The sequence below is a fragment of the Streptomyces sp. NPDC048590 genome (assembly GCF_043199535.1).
Lineage (GTDB): Bacteria > Actinomycetota > Actinomycetes > Streptomycetales > Streptomycetaceae > Streptomyces.
The window spans coordinates 597,999-615,855 of the sequence record NZ_JBICWC010000004.1 but is presented as its reverse complement, the minus strand read 5'-3'; the positions used below and the strand labels follow the sequence as shown (position 1 = coordinate 615,855).

15 protein-coding genes are annotated in these 17,857 nt (G+C 70.3%); 9 read left to right on the top strand and 6 right to left on the bottom strand.

The window, feature by feature from the left end; all coding sequences use genetic code 11:
- The first annotated feature begins 207 nt into the window (after positions 1-207).
- The gene (locus ACGFNN_RS15115) at positions 208-414 is read left to right on the top strand and encodes a cold-shock protein (protein WP_003967346.1); all 207 of its coding nucleotides are present in this window, start codon (positions 208-210) and stop codon (positions 412-414) included.
- Positions 415-765: 351 nt separating this feature from the next.
- Positions 766-2,388 (top strand): chaperonin GroEL, encoded by a 1,623-nt coding sequence (gene groL, locus ACGFNN_RS15110; protein ID WP_393555962.1) that lies wholly within the window; start codon positions 766-768, stop codon positions 2,386-2,388.
- Between the two features lie 100 nt (positions 2,389-2,488).
- On the opposite strand, the gene ACGFNN_RS15105 is transcribed toward groL, so the two are convergent.
- Positions 2,489-2,899: a hypothetical protein gene (locus tag ACGFNN_RS15105; protein WP_393555960.1), complete on the bottom strand. Its 411-nt coding sequence runs from the start codon at positions 2,897-2,899 to the stop codon at positions 2,489-2,491.
- A gap of 166 nt (positions 2,900-3,065) precedes the next feature.
- Here ACGFNN_RS15105 and ACGFNN_RS15100 point away from each other — a divergent pair, with 166 nt between their 5' ends.
- The 3 genes from ACGFNN_RS15100 (at position 3,066) to ACGFNN_RS15090 (ending at position 9,478) form a co-directional block, all read left to right on the top strand.
- Entirely contained in the window at positions 3,066-3,575 is a 510-nt protein-coding gene (locus ACGFNN_RS15100; protein ID WP_393555958.1) for a DinB family protein, read from the top strand.
- Between the two features lie 218 nt (positions 3,576-3,793).
- Positions 3,794-6,610, top strand: a complete 2,817-nt coding sequence (locus ACGFNN_RS15095; RefSeq protein ID WP_393555956.1) for a glycosyl hydrolase — start codon at positions 3,794-3,796, stop codon at positions 6,608-6,610.
- Between the two features lie 273 nt (positions 6,611-6,883).
- A complete protein-coding gene (locus ACGFNN_RS15090) occupies positions 6,884-9,478 on the top strand; it encodes a glycoside hydrolase family 9 protein (RefSeq protein WP_393556250.1) in 2,595 nt (864 codons plus the stop codon).
- Positions 9,479-9,589: 111 nt separating this feature from the next.
- On the opposite strand, the gene ACGFNN_RS15085 is transcribed toward ACGFNN_RS15090, so the two are convergent.
- Positions 9,590-10,459 carry a GyrI-like domain-containing protein gene (locus ACGFNN_RS15085; protein ID WP_393555954.1) on the bottom strand — a complete coding sequence of 290 codons (870 nt, stop codon included), beginning with the start codon at positions 10,457-10,459 and terminating at the stop codon, positions 9,590-9,592.
- Positions 10,460-10,585: 126 nt separating this feature from the next.
- A complete protein-coding gene (locus ACGFNN_RS15080) occupies positions 10,586-11,161 on the bottom strand; it encodes a helix-turn-helix domain-containing protein (protein WP_393555952.1) in 576 nt (191 codons plus the stop codon).
- A 122-nt stretch (positions 11,162-11,283) separates the two neighbouring features.
- Between ACGFNN_RS15080 and ACGFNN_RS15075 the strand changes: the two genes are divergently transcribed.
- The 4 genes from ACGFNN_RS15075 (at position 11,284) to ACGFNN_RS15060 (ending at position 15,717) form a co-directional block, all read left to right on the top strand.
- Positions 11,284-12,120: an EamA family transporter gene (locus ACGFNN_RS15075; protein WP_393555950.1), complete on the top strand. Its 837-nt coding sequence runs from the start codon at positions 11,284-11,286 to the stop codon at positions 12,118-12,120.
- 34 nt (positions 12,121-12,154) lie between these two features.
- Entirely contained in the window at positions 12,155-12,802 is a 648-nt protein-coding gene (locus tag ACGFNN_RS15070; protein WP_393555948.1) for an FMN-binding negative transcriptional regulator, read from the top strand.
- Positions 12,803-12,841: 39 nt separating this feature from the next.
- A complete protein-coding gene (locus tag ACGFNN_RS15065; protein ID WP_393555946.1) occupies positions 12,842-13,549 on the top strand; it encodes a B3/4 domain-containing protein in 708 nt (235 codons plus the stop codon).
- Between the two features lie 158 nt (positions 13,550-13,707).
- Positions 13,708-15,717, top strand: a complete 2,010-nt coding sequence (locus ACGFNN_RS15060; protein ID WP_393555944.1) for a glycosyl hydrolase family 28-related protein — start codon at positions 13,708-13,710, stop codon at positions 15,715-15,717.
- A gap of 78 nt (positions 15,718-15,795) precedes the next feature.
- On the opposite strand, the gene ACGFNN_RS15055 is transcribed toward ACGFNN_RS15060, so the two are convergent.
- The 3 genes from ACGFNN_RS15055 to ACGFNN_RS15045 form a co-directional block, all read right to left on the bottom strand.
- Positions 15,796-16,236: an ATP-binding protein gene (locus ACGFNN_RS15055; protein ID WP_393555943.1), complete on the bottom strand. Its 441-nt coding sequence runs from the start codon at positions 16,234-16,236 to the stop codon at positions 15,796-15,798.
- Positions 16,237-16,413: 177 nt separating this feature from the next.
- A complete protein-coding gene (locus tag ACGFNN_RS15050) occupies positions 16,414-17,262 on the bottom strand; it encodes an anti-sigma factor domain-containing protein (RefSeq protein WP_393555941.1) in 849 nt (282 codons plus the stop codon).
- Entirely contained in the window at positions 17,259-17,849 is a 591-nt protein-coding gene (locus ACGFNN_RS15045; protein WP_393555939.1) for a sigma-70 family RNA polymerase sigma factor, read from the bottom strand. Before ACGFNN_RS15045 ends, ACGFNN_RS15050 begins: the two co-directional genes overlap by 4 nt.
- Positions 17,850-17,857 lie beyond the last annotated feature (8 nt).

Genomic DNA, 17,857 nt, shown 5'->3' with positions numbered 1-17,857 from the left:
AATCCAGTGAATTCGCCCTTTCCGTGCGGTCGCGCGTGCTCAGAATTCTCGTCCGATTGACCTGTTGCAGAGGGCAGTTGGGCAGATACATTCGGCCGCGGTCGACGCGTTCCGGCGCACACCGCCCTCTCCTGTCGGAGGGTGAGTTCTGACCCGGGCCCGCGAAGTGCGGCGCTCGTGCAAGGGCCAGTAATAGGGGAGTTGGGCATGGCTCAGGGCACCGTCAAGTGGTTCAACGCGGAGAAGGGGTACGGCTTCATCGCGGTCGACGGTGGTGCGGATGTTTTCGTCCACTACAGCGCGATCCAGATGGACGGATACCGCACCCTCGAAGAGGGTCAGCGAGTTGAATTCGAGATCTCGCAGGGCCAGAAGGGGCCGCAGGCGGACATGGTCAAGCTCGCCGTCGGCTGAGCTCGGCACGGTCGTCCGACGACACCACTCACACACGCGGGGCCCGTACCTCCCACCGGGGTACGGGCCCCGCGTGCGTCCGCTCCCGGGGTGGAGGTGCCCCACGTGCGTCCGCCCCCGGGGCGGAGGTGCCCCACGTGGGAGTGCCGCATCCCGAAGACGCTTGCACTCTCATGGGTCGAGTGCTAATCATTGGCGTTAGCACTCTCCAGGTGAGAGTGACAGAACTTGGACCGGGCCGGTGAGGCCCGCAGGTCCGGTGGGGCAAGGAACCACCGGTCACGCAGGCCGTCCGTCGCGGGCGCCACTCGGTCCGGAGAAATCCACCCCTGTCCGGGAGGACCACTTCACATGGCCAAGATCATCGCGTTCGACGAGGAGGCACGGCGCGGTCTCGAGCGCGGGATGAACCAGCTCGCCGACGCCGTCAAGGTCACCCTCGGCCCCAAGGGCCGTAACGTCGTCCTCGAGAAGAAGTGGGGCGCGCCCACGATCACCAACGATGGTGTTTCCATCGCCAAGGAGATCGAGCTCGAGGACCCGTACGAGAAGATCGGTGCGGAGCTGGTCAAGGAGGTCGCCAAGAAGACGGACGACGTCGCCGGCGACGGTACGACCACCGCCACCGTTCTCGCCCAGGCGCTCGTCCGTGAGGGCCTGCGCAACGTCGCCGCGGGTGCCAACCCGATGGCTCTGAAGCGTGGCATCGAGAAGGCCGTCGAGGCCGTCTCCGCCGCTCTGCTGGAGCAGGCCAAGGACGTGGAGACCAAGGAGCAGATCGCTTCGACCGCCTCCATCTCCGCCGCCGACACCGAGATCGGCGCCAAGATCGCCGAGGCGATGGACAAGGTCGGCAAGGAAGGCGTCATCACCGTCGAGGAGTCCCAGACCTTCGGTCTGGAGCTGGAGCTCACCGAGGGTATGCGCTTCGACAAGGGCTACATCTCGGCGTACTTCGCCACCGACATGGAGCGTATGGAGACGTCGTTCGACGACCCGTACATCCTGATCGTCAACTCCAAGATCAGCAACGTGAAGGACCTCCTTCCGCTGCTCGAGAAGGTCATGCAGTCGGGCAAGCCCCTGCTGATCATCGCGGAGGACGTCGAGGGCGAGGCCCTGTCGACCCTGGTCGTCAACAAGATCCGTGGCACCTTCAAGTCCGTCGCCGTCAAGGCCCCGGGCTTCGGTGACCGCCGCAAGGCCATGCTCGGCGACATCGCCATCCTCACCGGTGGCACCGTCATCTCCGAGGAGGTCGGTCTCAAGCTGGAGAACGCCGGCCTGGACCTGCTCGGCAGCGCCCGCAAGGTCGTCATCACCAAGGACGAGACCACGATCGTCGACGGTGCCGGTGACAGCGACCAGGTCCAGGGTCGCGTCAACCAGATCCGTGCCGAGATCGAGAACTCCGACTCGGACTACGACCGCGAGAAGCTCCAGGAGCGCCTCGCGAAGCTGGCCGGCGGCGTGGCCGTCATCAAGGCCGGCGCCGCCACCGAGGTGGAGCTCAAGGAGCGCAAGCACCGCATCGAGGACGCGGTGCGCAACGCCAAGGCCGCCGTCGAGGAGGGCATCGTCGCCGGTGGTGGCGTGGCTCTGCTCCAGGCCTCGGCCGTCTTCGAGAAGCTCGACCTGACGGGCGACGAGGCCACCGGTGCCAACGCCGTCAAGCTCGCGCTGGAGGCCCCGCTCAAGCAGATCGCCGTCAACGGTGGTCTCGAGGGTGGCGTCGTCGTCGAGAAGGTGCGCAACCTCCCGATCGGTCACGGCCTCAACGCCGCGACCGGCGAGTACGTCGACATGATCGCCGAAGGCATCCTCGACCCGGCGAAGGTCACGCGTTCCGCCCTGCAGAACGCCGCGTCCATCGCCGCGCTCTTCCTCACCACCGAGGCCGTCATCGCCGACAAGCCGGAGAAGGCCGCCGCGGCCGCTCCGGGCGGCATGCCGGGCGGTGACATGGACTTCTGATCCTCGGATCAGCTGTTCCAGGCAGTACCCGCAGTACCGTGCGACGCCGGCCCCCGGGATTCATCTCCCGGGGGCCGGCGTCGTCTGCGCTGCGGGCGTCTCACCGCACGGGAGCGGCCAGGACGCAGAGTTCGCCGTCGTCGGGATCGCCGATCCAGGCCCAGAGCTTGAGCGTCCCGCCTTTGCGCAGCGTCTCGTAGCTGGTGAAGGCGGTCCCGTACTCCACGGTGATCCTGTTCCCGCCCACCTCGTCCGCCCGCTTCTGGCTCCAGGTGCCTGAGCCCGACTCCCGCCGGTCGTCCGCGCAGGCGCGGTCGGCCGTGTACGTTCCGTCCGGCCTGAGTTCCAGCGTCCCGCCCCACCTGTCGGTCCATGTCACGGCGGCCTGGGCCCTCGAGAGCGCGACCGGCTCGCCTTCGGGAGGCGGCGGGGGGAAGAGTCTGCCGCAGGCGGTGAGGGAGAGTACGGCGGGGGCGACGAGCACCAGCAACGACCAGCGGGAACGCGACATGCAGCACCTCGGAACCTTGCGCCAGGCACGGGCACGAACAGTCCGTGCAAGCAGGAGCGTAGAGCAGGGTGCGGAGCTCCGGCCGTCAGGGGGTGCTCCCCTCGTTCCGCCGCTGAGGCGGCCCCGGATACTGGGCGTCCATACCCCGCGACCGAGGAGTACGCCGATGACCGACGACAACCGTGTGGGACCGCCGCTCACGGGCAGCGAGCGCGAGACCCTGCGGGCCTTCCTCGACTACCACCGGGCCACCCTCGCCATGAAGTGCGAGGGCCTGGACGACGACCAGCTCCGGCAGCGGTCGATGGACCCCTCGACGCTCTCCCTGCTCGGCTTGGTGCGGCACATGGCCGAGGTGGAACGCACGTGGTTCCGCAGGGTGTTCGAGGACAACGACATCCCGCTGGTCTGGTCGGACCGGATCGACTTCCAGGCCGCGTACGACGCGAGCGCCTCGACCCGGGCGGAGGCGTTCGGCGCCTGGCAGGCCGAGGTGGAGCACTCACGCCGTATCGAGCGGGAGGCGGCGTCCCTGGACGTCATCGGGGTCCAGCCACGATGGGAGCAGGAGGTGTCCCTGCGCATGGTGATGGTGCACGTGCTGCTGGAGTACGGCCGCCACAACGGGCACGCGGACTTCCTGCGGGAGGGCGTCGACGGGACCGTCGGCGCCTGAGTCGCCGCACGGGTGCCACCCGCCCCGCCCCGGATCCCCGGATTGCGGGTCCCGGCCCCGCCACGAACTGAGGGCGGGGCGGCGGCCCCCGCCCCGTTTGCCGACAACACTCGAAGGCTCGGCGACTGTCAGTTACACCCAACTCCCTTCTGTGTCCGCTCTATTGACCCGGAGTTTCAGAAGTTTTACCTTCCTCGCATCTGAGAGCGCTCTCAAGAATGGCTCTCCCCCACGACGAGGTGCTGCCCATGCATCCCTCCCTCTCCAGACCGGCAGCGGCGACGGTCCTCGCCATAGCGCTGGCCGCCGTCGGCCTGGGCCCTGCCGCATCCCCGGCGGCAGCCGCCACCATTCCCGCAGGTTCCGGCAGTTACACCGACAGCCGCCCCGCCGGCACCTCCGGGCCCACCACCAACACCGGCGCCCCCGTGACGCCCAAGGTCACGGCGGCGGCCAAGGACAAGCCGGTCCCGACGAACGACTGGTGGTCCTCCCTCGCTTTCCAGCGCTACGGCGACAACCCGTACTCCACCCCGATGTACGGGCACCCGCTGACCTACCAGGCGACCTCCGGCGGGCTGGAGGTCGGCTATCCGACCACCCCGGCGATCGTCGGGGAGGGCCGCCAGTACGAGTACGCGCACAAGGCTGATCTCACCCTCGGCCTCAGCGGTCTCAACTCCCCGGACACCAAGGCCGACGACTGGTCCGACTGGACGGTCACCCCCTACTGGTCGGACGGCACCCGCACCCTGCGCACGACCATCGGGCACGGCATGCCCTTCGTCTACGCCAAGGGCTCCGGCGGCGACGCCCGCGTCACGACCGCCTCCACCCCCACCGTCTTCGCGGACAACGGCAACGTCCTCGGCATCACCGTCGCCGGACACCACTACGCGCTCTTCGCCCCGACCGGCACCGACTGGAACGTCTCCGGCACGGCGATCACCGCCGGGCTCGGCGGCAAGGACTACTTCTCGCTCGCCGTGCTGCCGTCCACGGACGCCCTCGCGACCTACCGGAAGTACGCCTTCAGCTTCGTCACCGGCTCCAAGGTGACCTGGCAGTCCACGGGGGGCACGGTCAACGCGACGTACAGCCTGACCACTGAGGCCAAGGAGGGCACCGAACGCGGCACGCTCCAGGCCCTGTACCGCCACCAGTGGCTGCACACCTCCGACGCGCTCACCGGATACACCTACGTCTCCCCGCGCGGCACGATGAAGGTCCGGGAGTCCGCGTCCTTCACCACCAGCCAGAAGAACCAGGGCGTGCTGCCGGCCCTGCCCGCGTCGAGCGGGGTCGACAAGGCGCGGCTGACCGGATACCTGAACGAGGTGGCGAACGCCTCCGACCCGTTCTCCGGGGCCAGTGACACCTACTGGACCGGCAAGGCGCTCGGCAAGCTCGCGCAGCTGGTGCCCGTCGCCGACCAGATCGGCCAGACCGGTATCCGCGACAAGCTGCTCGGCCTGATGAAGGGCCGTCTCCAGGAGTGGTTCACGGCGGGCGGCGCGTCCGAGTTCAGCTACGACAAGAACTGGAAGACGCTGACCGGCTACCCGGCCTCGTACGGCAGCGACACCGAGCTGAACGACCACCACTTCCACTACAGCTACTACGTGTACGCGGCGGCGATCGTCGCCCAGTACGACCAGGCGTGGGCCGCGGACTCGGCCTGGGGCACCATGGTCAAGACCCTGGTCCGGGACGCCGCCAACCCCAGCCGCACCGACACCGCGTACCCGTTCCTGCGCGGCTTCGACGTGTACGCCGGGCACAGCTGGGCCTCCGGGCACCAGGGTTTCGCGGCGGGCAACAACCAGGAGTCCTCGTCGGAGTCGATCAACCTCAGCGCGGGACTCGTCCTGTGGGGTGCGGCGACGGGTGACACCGGGCTGCGCGACCTCGGCAGCTACCTGCTGACCACCGAGTCCGAGGCGATCAGCCAGTACTGGTTCGACGCCGACCAGCAGGTCTTCCCGGGCTCCTTCACCCACGACACCGTCGGCATGGTGTGGGGCAGCGGCGGCGCCTACTCCACCTGGTGGACCGCCAACCCGGAGGAGATCCACGGCATCAACGTCCTCCCTGTCACCGGCGGTTCGCTGCACCTGGCCCGTAAGAAGGCCGCGATTACCCGGAACATCGCCGAGATGGAGCGGGAGAACGGCGGGCCCGCCGTGGAGTGGCGCGACATCCTGTGGGAGTTCCAGTCGCTGGCCGACCCGGCCGCAGCCAAGGCCAAGTGGGACGCGGGGAACGCCGGTTACGGACCCGAAGCGGGTGAGTCCAAGGCGCACACCTACCACTGGATCACCACGCTCGACAGCCTGGGCGCGCCCGACATGAGCGTCAGCGGGGACATCCCGACGTCCGCGGTCTTCGCGAAGGGCAGCGTCCGCACGTACGCCGCCCACAACTACGGATCGACCGCCCGCACCGTCACCTTCTCCGACGGCGCGACCCTCTCGGTGCCGGCCCGTTCCACGGCCACCGGCACGGGTACCGGCGGGGGAGACCCCGACCCCGATCCGGAGGAGCCGGGCCCGTCCACCGGAAACACCTTCCGGCTGAAGACCGGCGGCACCCTCACCACGGCCACCGACGGTGCTGCGGGAGCCGACACCATCGCCTCGGCCGAGGGGGTCAACCGGGACGGCACCCCGTACAGACCGACGGTCTACGAGATCAAGAAGGTCGACGGCGCCTACGCGTCGGGCTCGTCCACCACCTTCCGCCTCCGGGTCGACGCCGGCACGACGGTCGCACTCGCCCCGCAGGTCAGGGTCAGTTACGACCTCACCGGTGACGGCACCTTCGACCGCACGGAGACCTTCCGCTACTTCGCGACCGACCCGGTCGCCGGGTGGGAGGAGTACACCCAGGCGGTGGGCACCAAGGCGGTGACCGGGAGCCTGGGGAATCTCAAGGGCGGCACGGTCCGCCTGGAGATCTGGAACGCGCTGGGCGCGGGAACGTCCAAGGTGCAGACGGGCACCGACGCGGCGGTCCTGAAGATCCCGTTCGTGTGATCCGGTGACGGGCCGGGCGGGGGGAGCTGCCCGCCCGGCCCGTCATGTGTACGGGGAACGCACCATCAGCCCCGGTTTCTCTGTCATGACCCTGGCGGAACGTGCGTTCCGCCCGCACAATCTGCTGGGAGCGCTCCCACAGGCGCTTCGGTTCTGCTGCCCTCCCCTTCCCCGACCTGTCTCCGCCGACGAAAGGCCTTCCCGGTGACTGCCTCACCACTCCCCGCACGGCCCACGCGGTCGCGCCCCCGGCACGGGCGCCGCGTGTTCGCGATGCCGGCCGCCGCGTTACTGTGTGCCGCCGCGCTGGCGATGCCCGGCACGGCCCTGGCGGCCGACGACGCCGAGCCCGGCCCCGAGCAGATCACCAACGGCGACTTCGCCGCCGGTGTCGCCCCCTGGTGGGCGACGGCGAACCTGTCCCCGGCTGTGACGGACGGCCGGCTGTGCGCCGAGGTGCCCGCGGGCACGGCCAACGCCTGGGACGTGATCATCGGCCAGAACGACGTCCCGATCGTCGCGGGTGAGAGCTACGAGCTGTCCTACAAGGCCAGTTCGACCGTCCCCCTGACCGTGCAGACCCGCGTCCAGCAGGCGACCGAGCCGTACACGACGGTGCTCGCCACCGCGGACCCGGTGGGCACCGAGGTCACCGAGGTGTCCCGGACGTTCACCGCCTCCACGGACCAGCCGGCCGCCTCGGTGCAGCTCCAGATCGGTGGCGGCGAGAGCGCGACGACCTTCTGCCTGGACGACGTGTCCCTGCGTGGCGGGGCCGAACCCCCGGTGTACGTCCCCGACACCGGATCCCCGGTCCGCGTCAACCAGGTCGGCTATCTGCCCGGCGGCCCCAAGAGCGGCACGGTGGTCACCGACGCCGAGGCGCCGCTGGCCTGGACGGTGAAGGCGGCGGACGGTTCGACTGCCGCCACCGGCACCACGGAACCGAAGGGCGAGGACCCCACCTCGCACCAGAAGGTCCACACCTTCGACTTCAGCGACCTCACCACCACGGGCGACGGCTACACCGTCGAGGTCGACGGCGAGGTCAGCGAGCCGTTCTCGATCCGCGGCGACCTCTACGACGGCCTGCGCTCGGACGCGCTGGCGTACTTCTACCACAACCGCAGCGGCATCGAGATCGACGCGGACCTCGTGGGCGAGGAGTACGCGCGCCCGGCCGGTCACATCGGTGTCGCGCCCAACAAGGGCGACACGGACGTCCCCTGCCAGCCAGGGGTCTGCGACTACCGGCTCGATGTGTCGGGCGGCTGGTACGACGCGGGCGACCACGGCAAGTACGTCGTCAACGGCGGTATCTCCGTCGCCCAGCTGATGTCCACCTACGAGCGCACCCTCACCGCCGCCGACGCCGAGTCGGCGCAGCTCGGTGACGGGAAGCTACGGGTCCCCGAGCGCGACAACGGGGTGCCGGACATCCTGGACGAGGCCCGCTGGGAGATGGACTTCCTGATCAAGATGCAGGTCCCGGCCGGTGAGCCGCTCGCGGGCATGGTGCACCACAAGATGCACGACGCCGAGTGGACCGGGCTTCCGACGAAGCCGCACCTGGACCCGCAGCAGCGCGAACTGCACCCGCCGTCCACGGCGGCCACGCTCAACCTCGCCGCGACGGCCGCCCAGTGCGCCCGGCTCTACGAGCCCTTCGACAAGGCCTTCTCCGACCGCTGCCTCGCTGCCGCGGAGACCGCCTGGGCCGCGGCCAAGGCCCACCCGGACGTGCTCGCCGACCCCAACGACGGCACCGGCGGTGGCGCGTACAGCGACAACGACGTACGGGACGAGTTCTACTGGGCGGCCGCTGAGCTGTTCACCACGACGGGCAAGGACACCTACCGCCAGGCGGTGCTCTCCTCGGAGCTGCACGACGACGTCGACGCGGTCTTCTCCGCCAACGGCGGTATCTCCTGGGGCTCGACCGCCGGGCTCGGCGCGCTCACCCTGGCCACCGTGCCCAACGGCCTGACCGCCGGCCAACTCGCCGGCGTACGGGCCACGGTGACCGCGGGCGCCGATCGTTACGCGGCGCAGTCCCGCGAGGAGGCGTACGGCGTGCCCTACGCCCCCGTCGGCGAGGACTACGTCTGGGGTTCCAACAGCGCGGTGCTCAACAACATGGTCGTCCTGGCCACCGCCCACGACCTGACCGGCAAGGCCGCCTACCAGGACGCCGTGCTGCGGGGCGCCGACTACCTGCTCGGCCGCAACCCCCTCAACCAGTCGTACGTCACCGGTTACGGCGAGCGGAACTCCCACAACCAGCACCACCGCTTCTGGGCGCACCAGAACGACCCCTCCCTGCCGAACCCGGCACGCGGGTCGATCGCGGGAGGCCCGAACCTCACGGCCATCGCCTCCGGTGACCCGGTGGCGGCGGAGAAGCTGACCGGCTGCGCGCCCGCCATGTGCTACATCGACGACATCGGCTCCTGGGCGACGAACGAGATCACCGTCAACTGGAACGCCCCGCTCGCCTTCATCGCCTCGTACCTCGACGACGCGGGCGACGGCGGAACGGTCGCACCGGCCCGGACCTGCGAGGTCACCTACTCCTCGCACCCGTGGAACAGCGGCTCGACGGTGACGGTCCGGGTCCGGAACACCGGCTCGGAAACGGTCTCCCCGTGGTCGCTGACCTGGCTGCTGCACGGTCAGCAGAAGCTCAGCCACACCTGGAGCGCGGAGTTCACGCAGTCGGGCCGTACGGTCGCGGCGGCGCCGCTGTCCTGGAACCGGACCCTGGCGCCCGGCAAGGCGGTCGACTTCGGCTTCAACACCTCGGCCGCCGAACCCGCCCCGGACCCGGGCTCGTTCAAGCTGAACGGCCGGGCCTGCGCCTCGGGCTGACCGGGGCCCGCTGAACGTGCGCCCGTCGGGCCGGGCGCACCGGATGCCGGCGGCGGTGAGGGTGTCAGGCCCTCGCCCCCGCCGGCCTCCTGCTGTGCGGGGTGTGCTGCCTTACGCCGGTTCGACGGGCAGCCACAGCTCGCAGGTCGCGGTGGAGAAGTCCGCCGCGCGGTCGAGGACCGCCACGACCGAGGGGCCCGGACGCAGCCGCCACGGGTTGGAGGGGAACCAGTCGGTCGCGGTCGCCGCCCAGGTGGTCTGGAGGCTCTCGGGATGCGGCCCACTGCTACGGAAGACCGCCCACATCCCGGCCGGCACCTCGACGGCGTCGAGGTCGTCCGGCGCCGGGGTGTCCGGGCCGAGGGCGACCCCGTGCAGATAGGTCAGTTCGGTGCCCTCCGCGCTGTCGGGGTCGAGATCGTCGCAGACCTGCAGCAGTCCCGGGGGTTCGGCGTCGCTCAGGGCCTTCAGCCGCTGGTGGGCCTCCATCGGCAGCGAGGCGATGTGCTCCTGGATGTGCGGGTTGACGCCCTCGTGGATGAGCGGGACGCGGGTGGCGTGTCCGACCAGCCGGAGTGCGGCGCGGTCGACGAGGCGGGTCTCCATGGGAGTACTCCCTTCGACGGTCAGGCGGAACCTGAGCTGCGGTTGTGTCCTCAAGGGGCCCCCGTCGCGGCGTACGTCGGCGGGTCCTGCGCCGTGGACGGCCCGGAAGGCACGTCCGAACGCCTCGGTCGAGCCGTATCCGTGCCGTACGGCGATTCCCAGCAGATCGCCCTCGCCCCGGACGACAGGTCCGGCGGCCACGGTCATGCGGCGCCGCCGCACGTACTCCGACAGCGGCATACCGGCCAGCGACGAGAACATCCGGCGCAGGTGGTACTCGGTCGTGCCGAGCGCTCCGGCCAGCCGTGCGACGTCGAGCTCCTCGTCGAGGTGCCGCTCGACGTGGTCCACGAGCTGGTTGAGTGCCGAGATCATGGGGCCTCCCTTTCGATGTCGACCCTGGCAGCCGGGACCTCGCCCGCGCCCGATCGCTGCGGTCCGATCGGATCGCCTTCGTCCGGCGCCAGGAGGTTGTCCCGCATTCCGGGGCTGCCGCGAGCGCTACCCGGGCCCCGGGGGCAGGTGGACGGTCATGATCAGATGGCAGGCCTCGGTGCCCGAACCGCGGTAGGTGTGGGTGGCGTCGGCGTCGAAGGCGGCGGTCTGTCCGGCGGCGACGGGGTATTCGGTGCCGTCGACGACGAGGACCATCTCACCGGCGGTGACACTTACGGTCTCGGTCACGCCGGCCTGGTGGGGATGGCTCGGGTATTCCTCACCTGGCGTCAGGGTCCAGCGCCAGACTTCGGTGGCCGCCGGTCCGCCGGTGGTCAGCATGAGCCGGGCCTCGCTGCCGTGTTCGCCCTTCCACAGAGGCATGACGCCGTCGGCGCCCACCACCCGTACCCGCTGTTCCGGGCGTCCTTCCAGCAGGGCGGAGACGGAGGCACCGAGGGTGTCGGCGAGGCGGACCAGGGTGGCGAAGTTCGGATTGCCCTGCGCCTTCTCCAGGGCGACGAGGGCGCCCTTGCTGACCTTGGCGCGGCGGCCGAGCTCGTCCAGGGAGAGTCCGGCGCGGGTGCGGGCCGTGCGGACGTTGTGCGCGAGCGTTCGCAGCGCTTCCTCGGTCTCGTTCATCGCTGTCACCCCTTCAACCATGTCGGTCACTTCACTGGCCCGTGCGGTCGTTCAGTTGACGACCTGCGGTCGGTGCGTTGTACGGTGTAGTCGTTCCATTGATAGTAAGGGATGGACTACCTGTGATCGCTCTGCTGTTGGCCCTGGGCAGTTCTCTGGCCTACGGATGCGCCGACTTCCTCGGCGGTCTGGGTGCCCGCAAGGCCCATGTCCTGCGCACCGTGATGATCGCGGCCCCGGCCTCGCTCGCCGTCGAGCTGCTGCTGTGGCCCTTCCTGGGCGCCTCGTTCGCCCCGGCCACCCTCGCGTGGGGCGCTGCCTCCGGCGTGGCCTCGGCCGCCGCGTTCGCGCTGCTCTACAGGACCTTGGCAATCGGCCCGATGAACGTGCTGTCCCCGGTCACCGCGCTGGTGTCGGCGATGCTGCCGGTCGGCGTGGGCCTGGTGCAGGGCGAGCACCTGGGGCCGGCCGGGCTGATCGGCCTGCCGCTGGCACTGGCCGCCGTGGTCCTGGTCAGCGCCGGACACGGCGCGAAGTCGGCCCGCCCCTCGCGCACCGCGCTGCTGCTCGCCCTCGGTGCGGGGGCCGCGATCGCCCTGCAACTGATCTTCCTGCACCAGGCGCCCTCGGACAGCGGCGTGGGCCCGCTGATCGTCGGCCGTGCCGTCTCCTCCGCTGTCACCCTGGCTGCCGCCGGCGTGATGTTCCGGCGCCTGGGCGCGGAGAAGCCCGCGTACGGGATCTCGGCGACAGCCGGTGTACTGGACTCGGCCGCCAACCTGCTGTTCCTGCTCGCCGCCCGCAGCGGCGACCTCGCCGTCGTCGCAGTGATCACCGCCCTGTACCCGGCCGGCACCGTCCTGCTCGCCCGCAGCGTCCTGTCCGAGCGCATCCACCGCGGACAGCTGATCGGCCTGGGTACCGCCGCCGTCGCCGTCAGCCTCCTCGCCCTCACCTGACCCCTCGACCTGTACCTCTGAAAGGAGCCCGGCGATGTTCATCCAGCCCTGGGACGCCGCCCTGGACGACGCCGAATGGCAGACCTGGATCGCGGACGGCCACGACTTCGGCGTCCTGAGCGTCAACGGCCCGCTCGGACACCCACCCATCACCGTGCCCACCCACTTCACCGTCGACGGCACCGCCCTGCTGATCCACTTCGCCCGCCCCAACCCCGTCTGGAAGGCGATCGAAGCCGACCCGAACGTCACCTTCACCGTCATCGGTGACTACGCCTTCATCCCCGGCCCCTGGCGCGCCAAGCCCGACGTCCCGCCCACCGACGGCGTGCCGACCAGCTACTACTCCGCCGTCCAGTTCACCTGCCGGGGCGCCATCGTCGACGAACCCGAGGCCAAGGCCGAACTGCTGCGCCGTCAGATGGCCCACTTCCAGCCCGACGGCGACCACGCCCCCATCGACCCCGACCAGCCGCCTTACGGGCGGATGCTGCCCGGCATCCGCGGCCTGCGCCTCGATGTCACCGAGGTCCGCGCGAAGTTCAAGTACGACGACCACAAACCCGCCGAGCAGCGCACCGACACCGCCCGCCGGCTCACCGAGCGCGGCACCGCACTGGACGCACCCTCCGCGGCCCAGCAACTGCGCCGCCTGGACCGCATCGGCACCTGGAAGCCCTGACCGCCCCTCGGCCCTATCACGAACGGAACTGCTCCCACGATGACCGCCTTCCGCATCAGCCCCGCCGTCGCCGAAGCCTTCCCCGACACCCTCATCGCCGTCGTCACCGCCACCGGCCTGAACGGCCACGAGTCCTGGCCCCGCACCGCCGCCGCCGTGCAGGACCTGGAGCAGGATCTCGCCTCCGGCACCTGGGCCCCCGCCGACGAGAGCGACCCGCGCATCGAGGCGTGGCACACCGCCTACCGCTCCTTCGGCACCAATCCCCGCCGCATCCGCCCCAGCGTCGACGCCCTCGGCCGCCGCCTGGCGAAGAAGGGCACCCTGCCCCGCATCAACCCGGCCGTCGACTCCTACAACGCCGTCTCCGTCCGCCACGGCCTGCCCGCCGGAGCCTTCGACCTCGACCACGTCACCGGCGACATCGAGATCCGCTACGCCGAAGGTGCCGAGACCTTCACCCCGCTCGGCGAACCCGACACCGTCGAGAACCCCAAGCCCGGCGAGATCATCTACACCGACACGACCGACGTCCTCACCCGCCACTGGAACCACCGCGATGCCCACCGCACCCGTGTCACCGAGGACTCCACCCACGTCGCCTTCGTCCTCGAAACCCTGAGCGCCAACCGCGACGGCCACCTCCTGGCCACCGCCGCCGGCGAACTGCAGGCCCTGCTCACCGAGCACTCCGCCCGGAGCGCCGTGCACCACCTCAGCCCCGTACACCCGCAGATCATCGTCTGACGTCACGACTTCGCCGTGAGGTCTCGACATCATCATGCAAAAGAATGACGGTTCTCTGCATTTATCCATCATCCAGGAGGAAACTGTTCGCACGCCTCTTGTGGTGATGATTCCGCGCGCCCTACCGTCGCCTCACCTCCGAGAGAAACGGGCATGCGATGTCACGTCACATCACGGTCGCCGCGCTGATGGCCGCCGTAGTCGGACTGGGGGCGCTGACCGGCGCACCGGCGGCGCAGGGTGCGGAGAGGGGTGCGCCGGTGGTGACCCGGGCCGGGCTCGATCCCGCGCTGGTGGCCGGGCGCGGGGCCGATGTGCCCTTCGCCGAGCAGGAGGCGGAGAACGCCGTGACGAACGGGACGGTCATCGGCCCCGACCGCACCGCGTACACGCTGCCCGCCGAGGCGTCCGGACGTACGGCGGTGAGTCTGAAGCCCGGGGAGCACGTCGAGTTCACCCTTCCTGAGGCGGCGAACGCGATCACCGTTCGCTACAGCATCCCGGACGCCCCCGGAGGCGGCGGGATCACCGCCCCGCTCGATGTGGCAGTCAACGGCAAGAAGCGTTCGACGATGACGCTGACCTCGCAGTACTCCTGGCTCTACAACCAGTACCCGTTCACCAACGACCCGCAGGCCGGGCTGCTCCAGCCCGGCTGGTGGATCACCGAGTGCTCCTGCGTGCCCAGCGAGACGACCCCGGCACCCGAGATCTCCAAGCCCTTCCGGCCGAGCCACTTCTACGACGAACAGCGCCTGCTGCTGGGCAAGAGATACGGGGCGGGTGACACCGTCCGGCTCACCGTCCCGGCCGGGAGCCGGGCCGCGTGGACGGTGATCGACGTCCTCGACTCCGAACTCGTGGGCCTGCCGCATGTGGAGCTCCGGGCCGCCAACGCCCTTCTCTTCGGGGCCGATCCGACGGGTCGCCGGGATTCGGCCGACGCGATGGACCGGGCGATCGCCTTCGCCAAGCGCAAGAACCTGCCGGTGTACGTGCCGCCGGGCACCTACCAGGTCGACCGGCACATCCTCGTCGACGACGTGACGATCAGGGGCGCGGGCAGCTGGTACACGAAGTTCAAGGGCAGGGAGGTCGCCCTCTCCACCCCTGCTGCCGACGGCTCGGTCCACACCGGGGTCGGCTTCTACGGCAAGGACGCGGCCGACGGCGGCAGCCGCGATGTGCACCTGTCCGGGTTCGCCATCGAGGGCGACGTACGGGAACGGATCGACACCGACCAGGTGAACGGCATCGGCGGGGCGATGAGCGACTCCTCGATCGAGGGGCTGCACATCCGGCACACCAAGGTCGGCATGTGGTTCGACGGCCCGATGTCGAACCTAAGGATCAAGGACAACGTCATCGTCGACCAGATCGCCGACGCGATCAACTTCCATGGCGGGGTGACCGGTTCGGAGGTCTCGCACACCTTCGTCCGCAACTCCGGTGACGACGGTCTGGCGATGTGGTCGGAGAAGCGGGCCAACACCGGCAACACCTTCGCCCGCAACACCGTGCAGAGCCCGGTCCTCGCCAACGGCATCGCGATCTACGGCGGTACGGACAACACCGTCTCCGGCAACCTGATCGCGGACCCCGTCCGGGAGGGCAGCGCCCTGCACGTCGGCGCCCGCTTCGGCGCGGAGCCCTTCCGGGGCAGGCTCGACCTCACCGACAACACGACGGTGCGGGCCGGGACGTACGAGCTGAACTGGAAGATCGGGCTCGGGGCCGTCTGGTTCTTCGCCCTGGACCGTGACATCGACGCCGACATCCGGGTCACCGGCGGCCACTTCCTCGACAACACCTACAACGCGATCATGCTGGTCACCGACTGGCCGGTGAAGGACACCTACAAGATCCGGGGCGTGCACTTCAAGGACATCCGAGTCGACGGCACGGGCACCTCGGTGGTGAGCGCGCGGGCGGCGGGCTCGGCGACCTTCGAGAACGTCGACGCGAGGAACGTCGGGGCCGTGGGCGTCAACAACTGCGGTTCCTTCAACTTCACCCCCGCCGGTTCGGAGTTCTCCCTGACCGATCTCGGCTCCAACGACGGCGGCGGCCCGACGGGCGACTGGCTGGCGCCGTGGCTGCTGCCGAACACGATCACCTGCGACGACCGGCCGCCGGTGGTCGCCCCGCCGGCACCGGGAGCCTGGTGACCCATGGATACGCGCCCACGTACGGATGACCATCCCGTACGTGGGCGCGGCAGGTGCGTGGCCGGGCGTGAGCGCGGCTCACCCCCGGCAGAAGGCCGCGTGCACGCACTTCCCCGCCGACAGGGGCTCGATGAAGATCCGGGCGCCCAGGTCCTCGGCGATGTGCAGGCCCATCCCCCCGGTGCCGTCGCTCAGGTCCGGTGTCCGGGGCGCGGGCTCGGTGCGCGAACCGTCGGTGACCGCGATGTCCAGGGCCTCGGCGGTGGTCGTCAGGGTGAGGGTGTTCGGGCCGGGTGCGTGCCGGACGGCGTTGGTGACCAGCTCGGAGACGATCAGCAGGAAGTCGTCGCAACGGTCCTGCGTGAGGGCGGGCCATGACCAGTGGAGGAAGCCGAGCGCCGCACGGCGGGCGTGCGCGGGAGCTTCGGGTCCGGACGGCAGGGGAATCGTGAGGGTGCCGGCCGTGAGGGACGCGGGGGTCGGAGTGGCTGCGGGCTGTGGTGCGGTCAGGGTGGTCATGGCACGGTCCCGAGGAGGGTGGCTTGCCTGCTTCGTATGTCCGCCAGGCGCCGTTCCGGTTGCGAGCGCCGGTTCCGATGGTCCGGGCGGCATTTCACATGGGATTCGGAGCCACCGGAGGAAAAGTTTGGTCAAGTTCATGGTGATTCGGCCTGTGATTCGGCCTGTGGAGCGAGCTCAGGCGTACAGCGGCACCGCGCCGAGCGGTGTGGTGGTCGGCTGCGGGGACCCCCCGGCCGGTTCCACCGAGAGGGCGACGGCCGAGGCGTTGTCCAGGGTCCCCTTCAGCAAGGTCACCCGGCGTTCCGGGTTGTTGGTGAGCAGCCCGGCCGGCACCGGGGTTCCGTCCTCCATGAACCACGCCGCGTACGTCCGGCCCTCCGGGAGCTCCGGCAGGCCGGAGACCGCGAGGGTGGCCGAGTCCTCGCTCCGGGAGAAGGTGACGGAGGCCGTGGCACCGTCGCTGAGGGTCTGGGTCTGCAGCCGGACGTCGGGAGCGGTGAGCACCTTCGTCACGTTCTCCTGCTGGGACTCGGCCCGGCTCGCGTCCGCCTCCACCTGGCGGACGTGCTCCTCGGCCCTATCGGCCCGCGCCTCCACCTGGCTCGCGTGGTCCTTGGCGTCCGAGGCCTCCTGCCACTGCCAACCGGCGAGTCCGAGGCAGACCAGGGCGACGGCCACCGACGCGGCGAGCGCCATGCGCAGGGCCCGGGCCGGTCCGCGCCTGCGGACCCTCGCCCTCGTGTCCGGGCCGGGCTCCCCGGCACGGGGGCCGGGTGCCTCCGCACGCGGGCGGGTCTCCTGGGGGGTGGTGGCCAGCTGGCTCAGGACGCGGTCCCGGAGGGCGCCCGGCGGGGATTCGGAGGTCGTCTGCCCCAACAGGGCAGTCGTGGCCCGCAGTTCGGCCACCTCTTCCTGGCACTGCCGGCACCCGGCGAGGTGTTCCTCGAACGCCCGGCGCTCCTCCTCGGGCAGCGCGTGCAGGACGTAGGCGCCGGAGGGCTCGTGCGGGTCGTCGGCGTTCACGCTTTGCCTCCCAGGCAGCGGCGGAGCCGGATCAGGCCGTCCCGCAGGCGGGTCTTGACCGTGCCCAGCGGCAGCGAAAGGGACTGGGCGATCTCCTTGTAGGTGTGTCCGCCGTAGTAGGCGAGGACGACGGTCTCGCGCTGGATGTCGGTGAGTCCACGCACGCAGCTCCGGACCCGCTGCCACTCCATGCGGGTCTCCACCTGCTCGGCGACCTCGTCGAAGGGGGTGTCCTCGCTGAGCGTCGCCGCCCGGTGCTCGCGGTCCTGACTGGCCTGCGCGGAGCGCACCCGGTCGACTGCCCGCCGGTGCGCGAGGGTCATGATCCAGGTCATCGCGCTCCCGCGCTCCGGCCGGAACCGGCCGGAGGTGCGCCACACCTCCAGCAGCACCTCCTGGGTGACCTCCTCGGACTGGGCGGTGTCCCGCAGGATGCGGCGTACGAGCCCCATGACGGGGGCCGCGGTCACGTCGTACACCTCGGCGAAGGCCTCCCGGTCCCCTTCGGCGGCCGAGACCATGAGCCGGTCCAGCTCGGGGCCCGCCGCGTCCTGCCGGACGTGCCCTCCGCGATCGTTGGAATGCACCCGGGGCC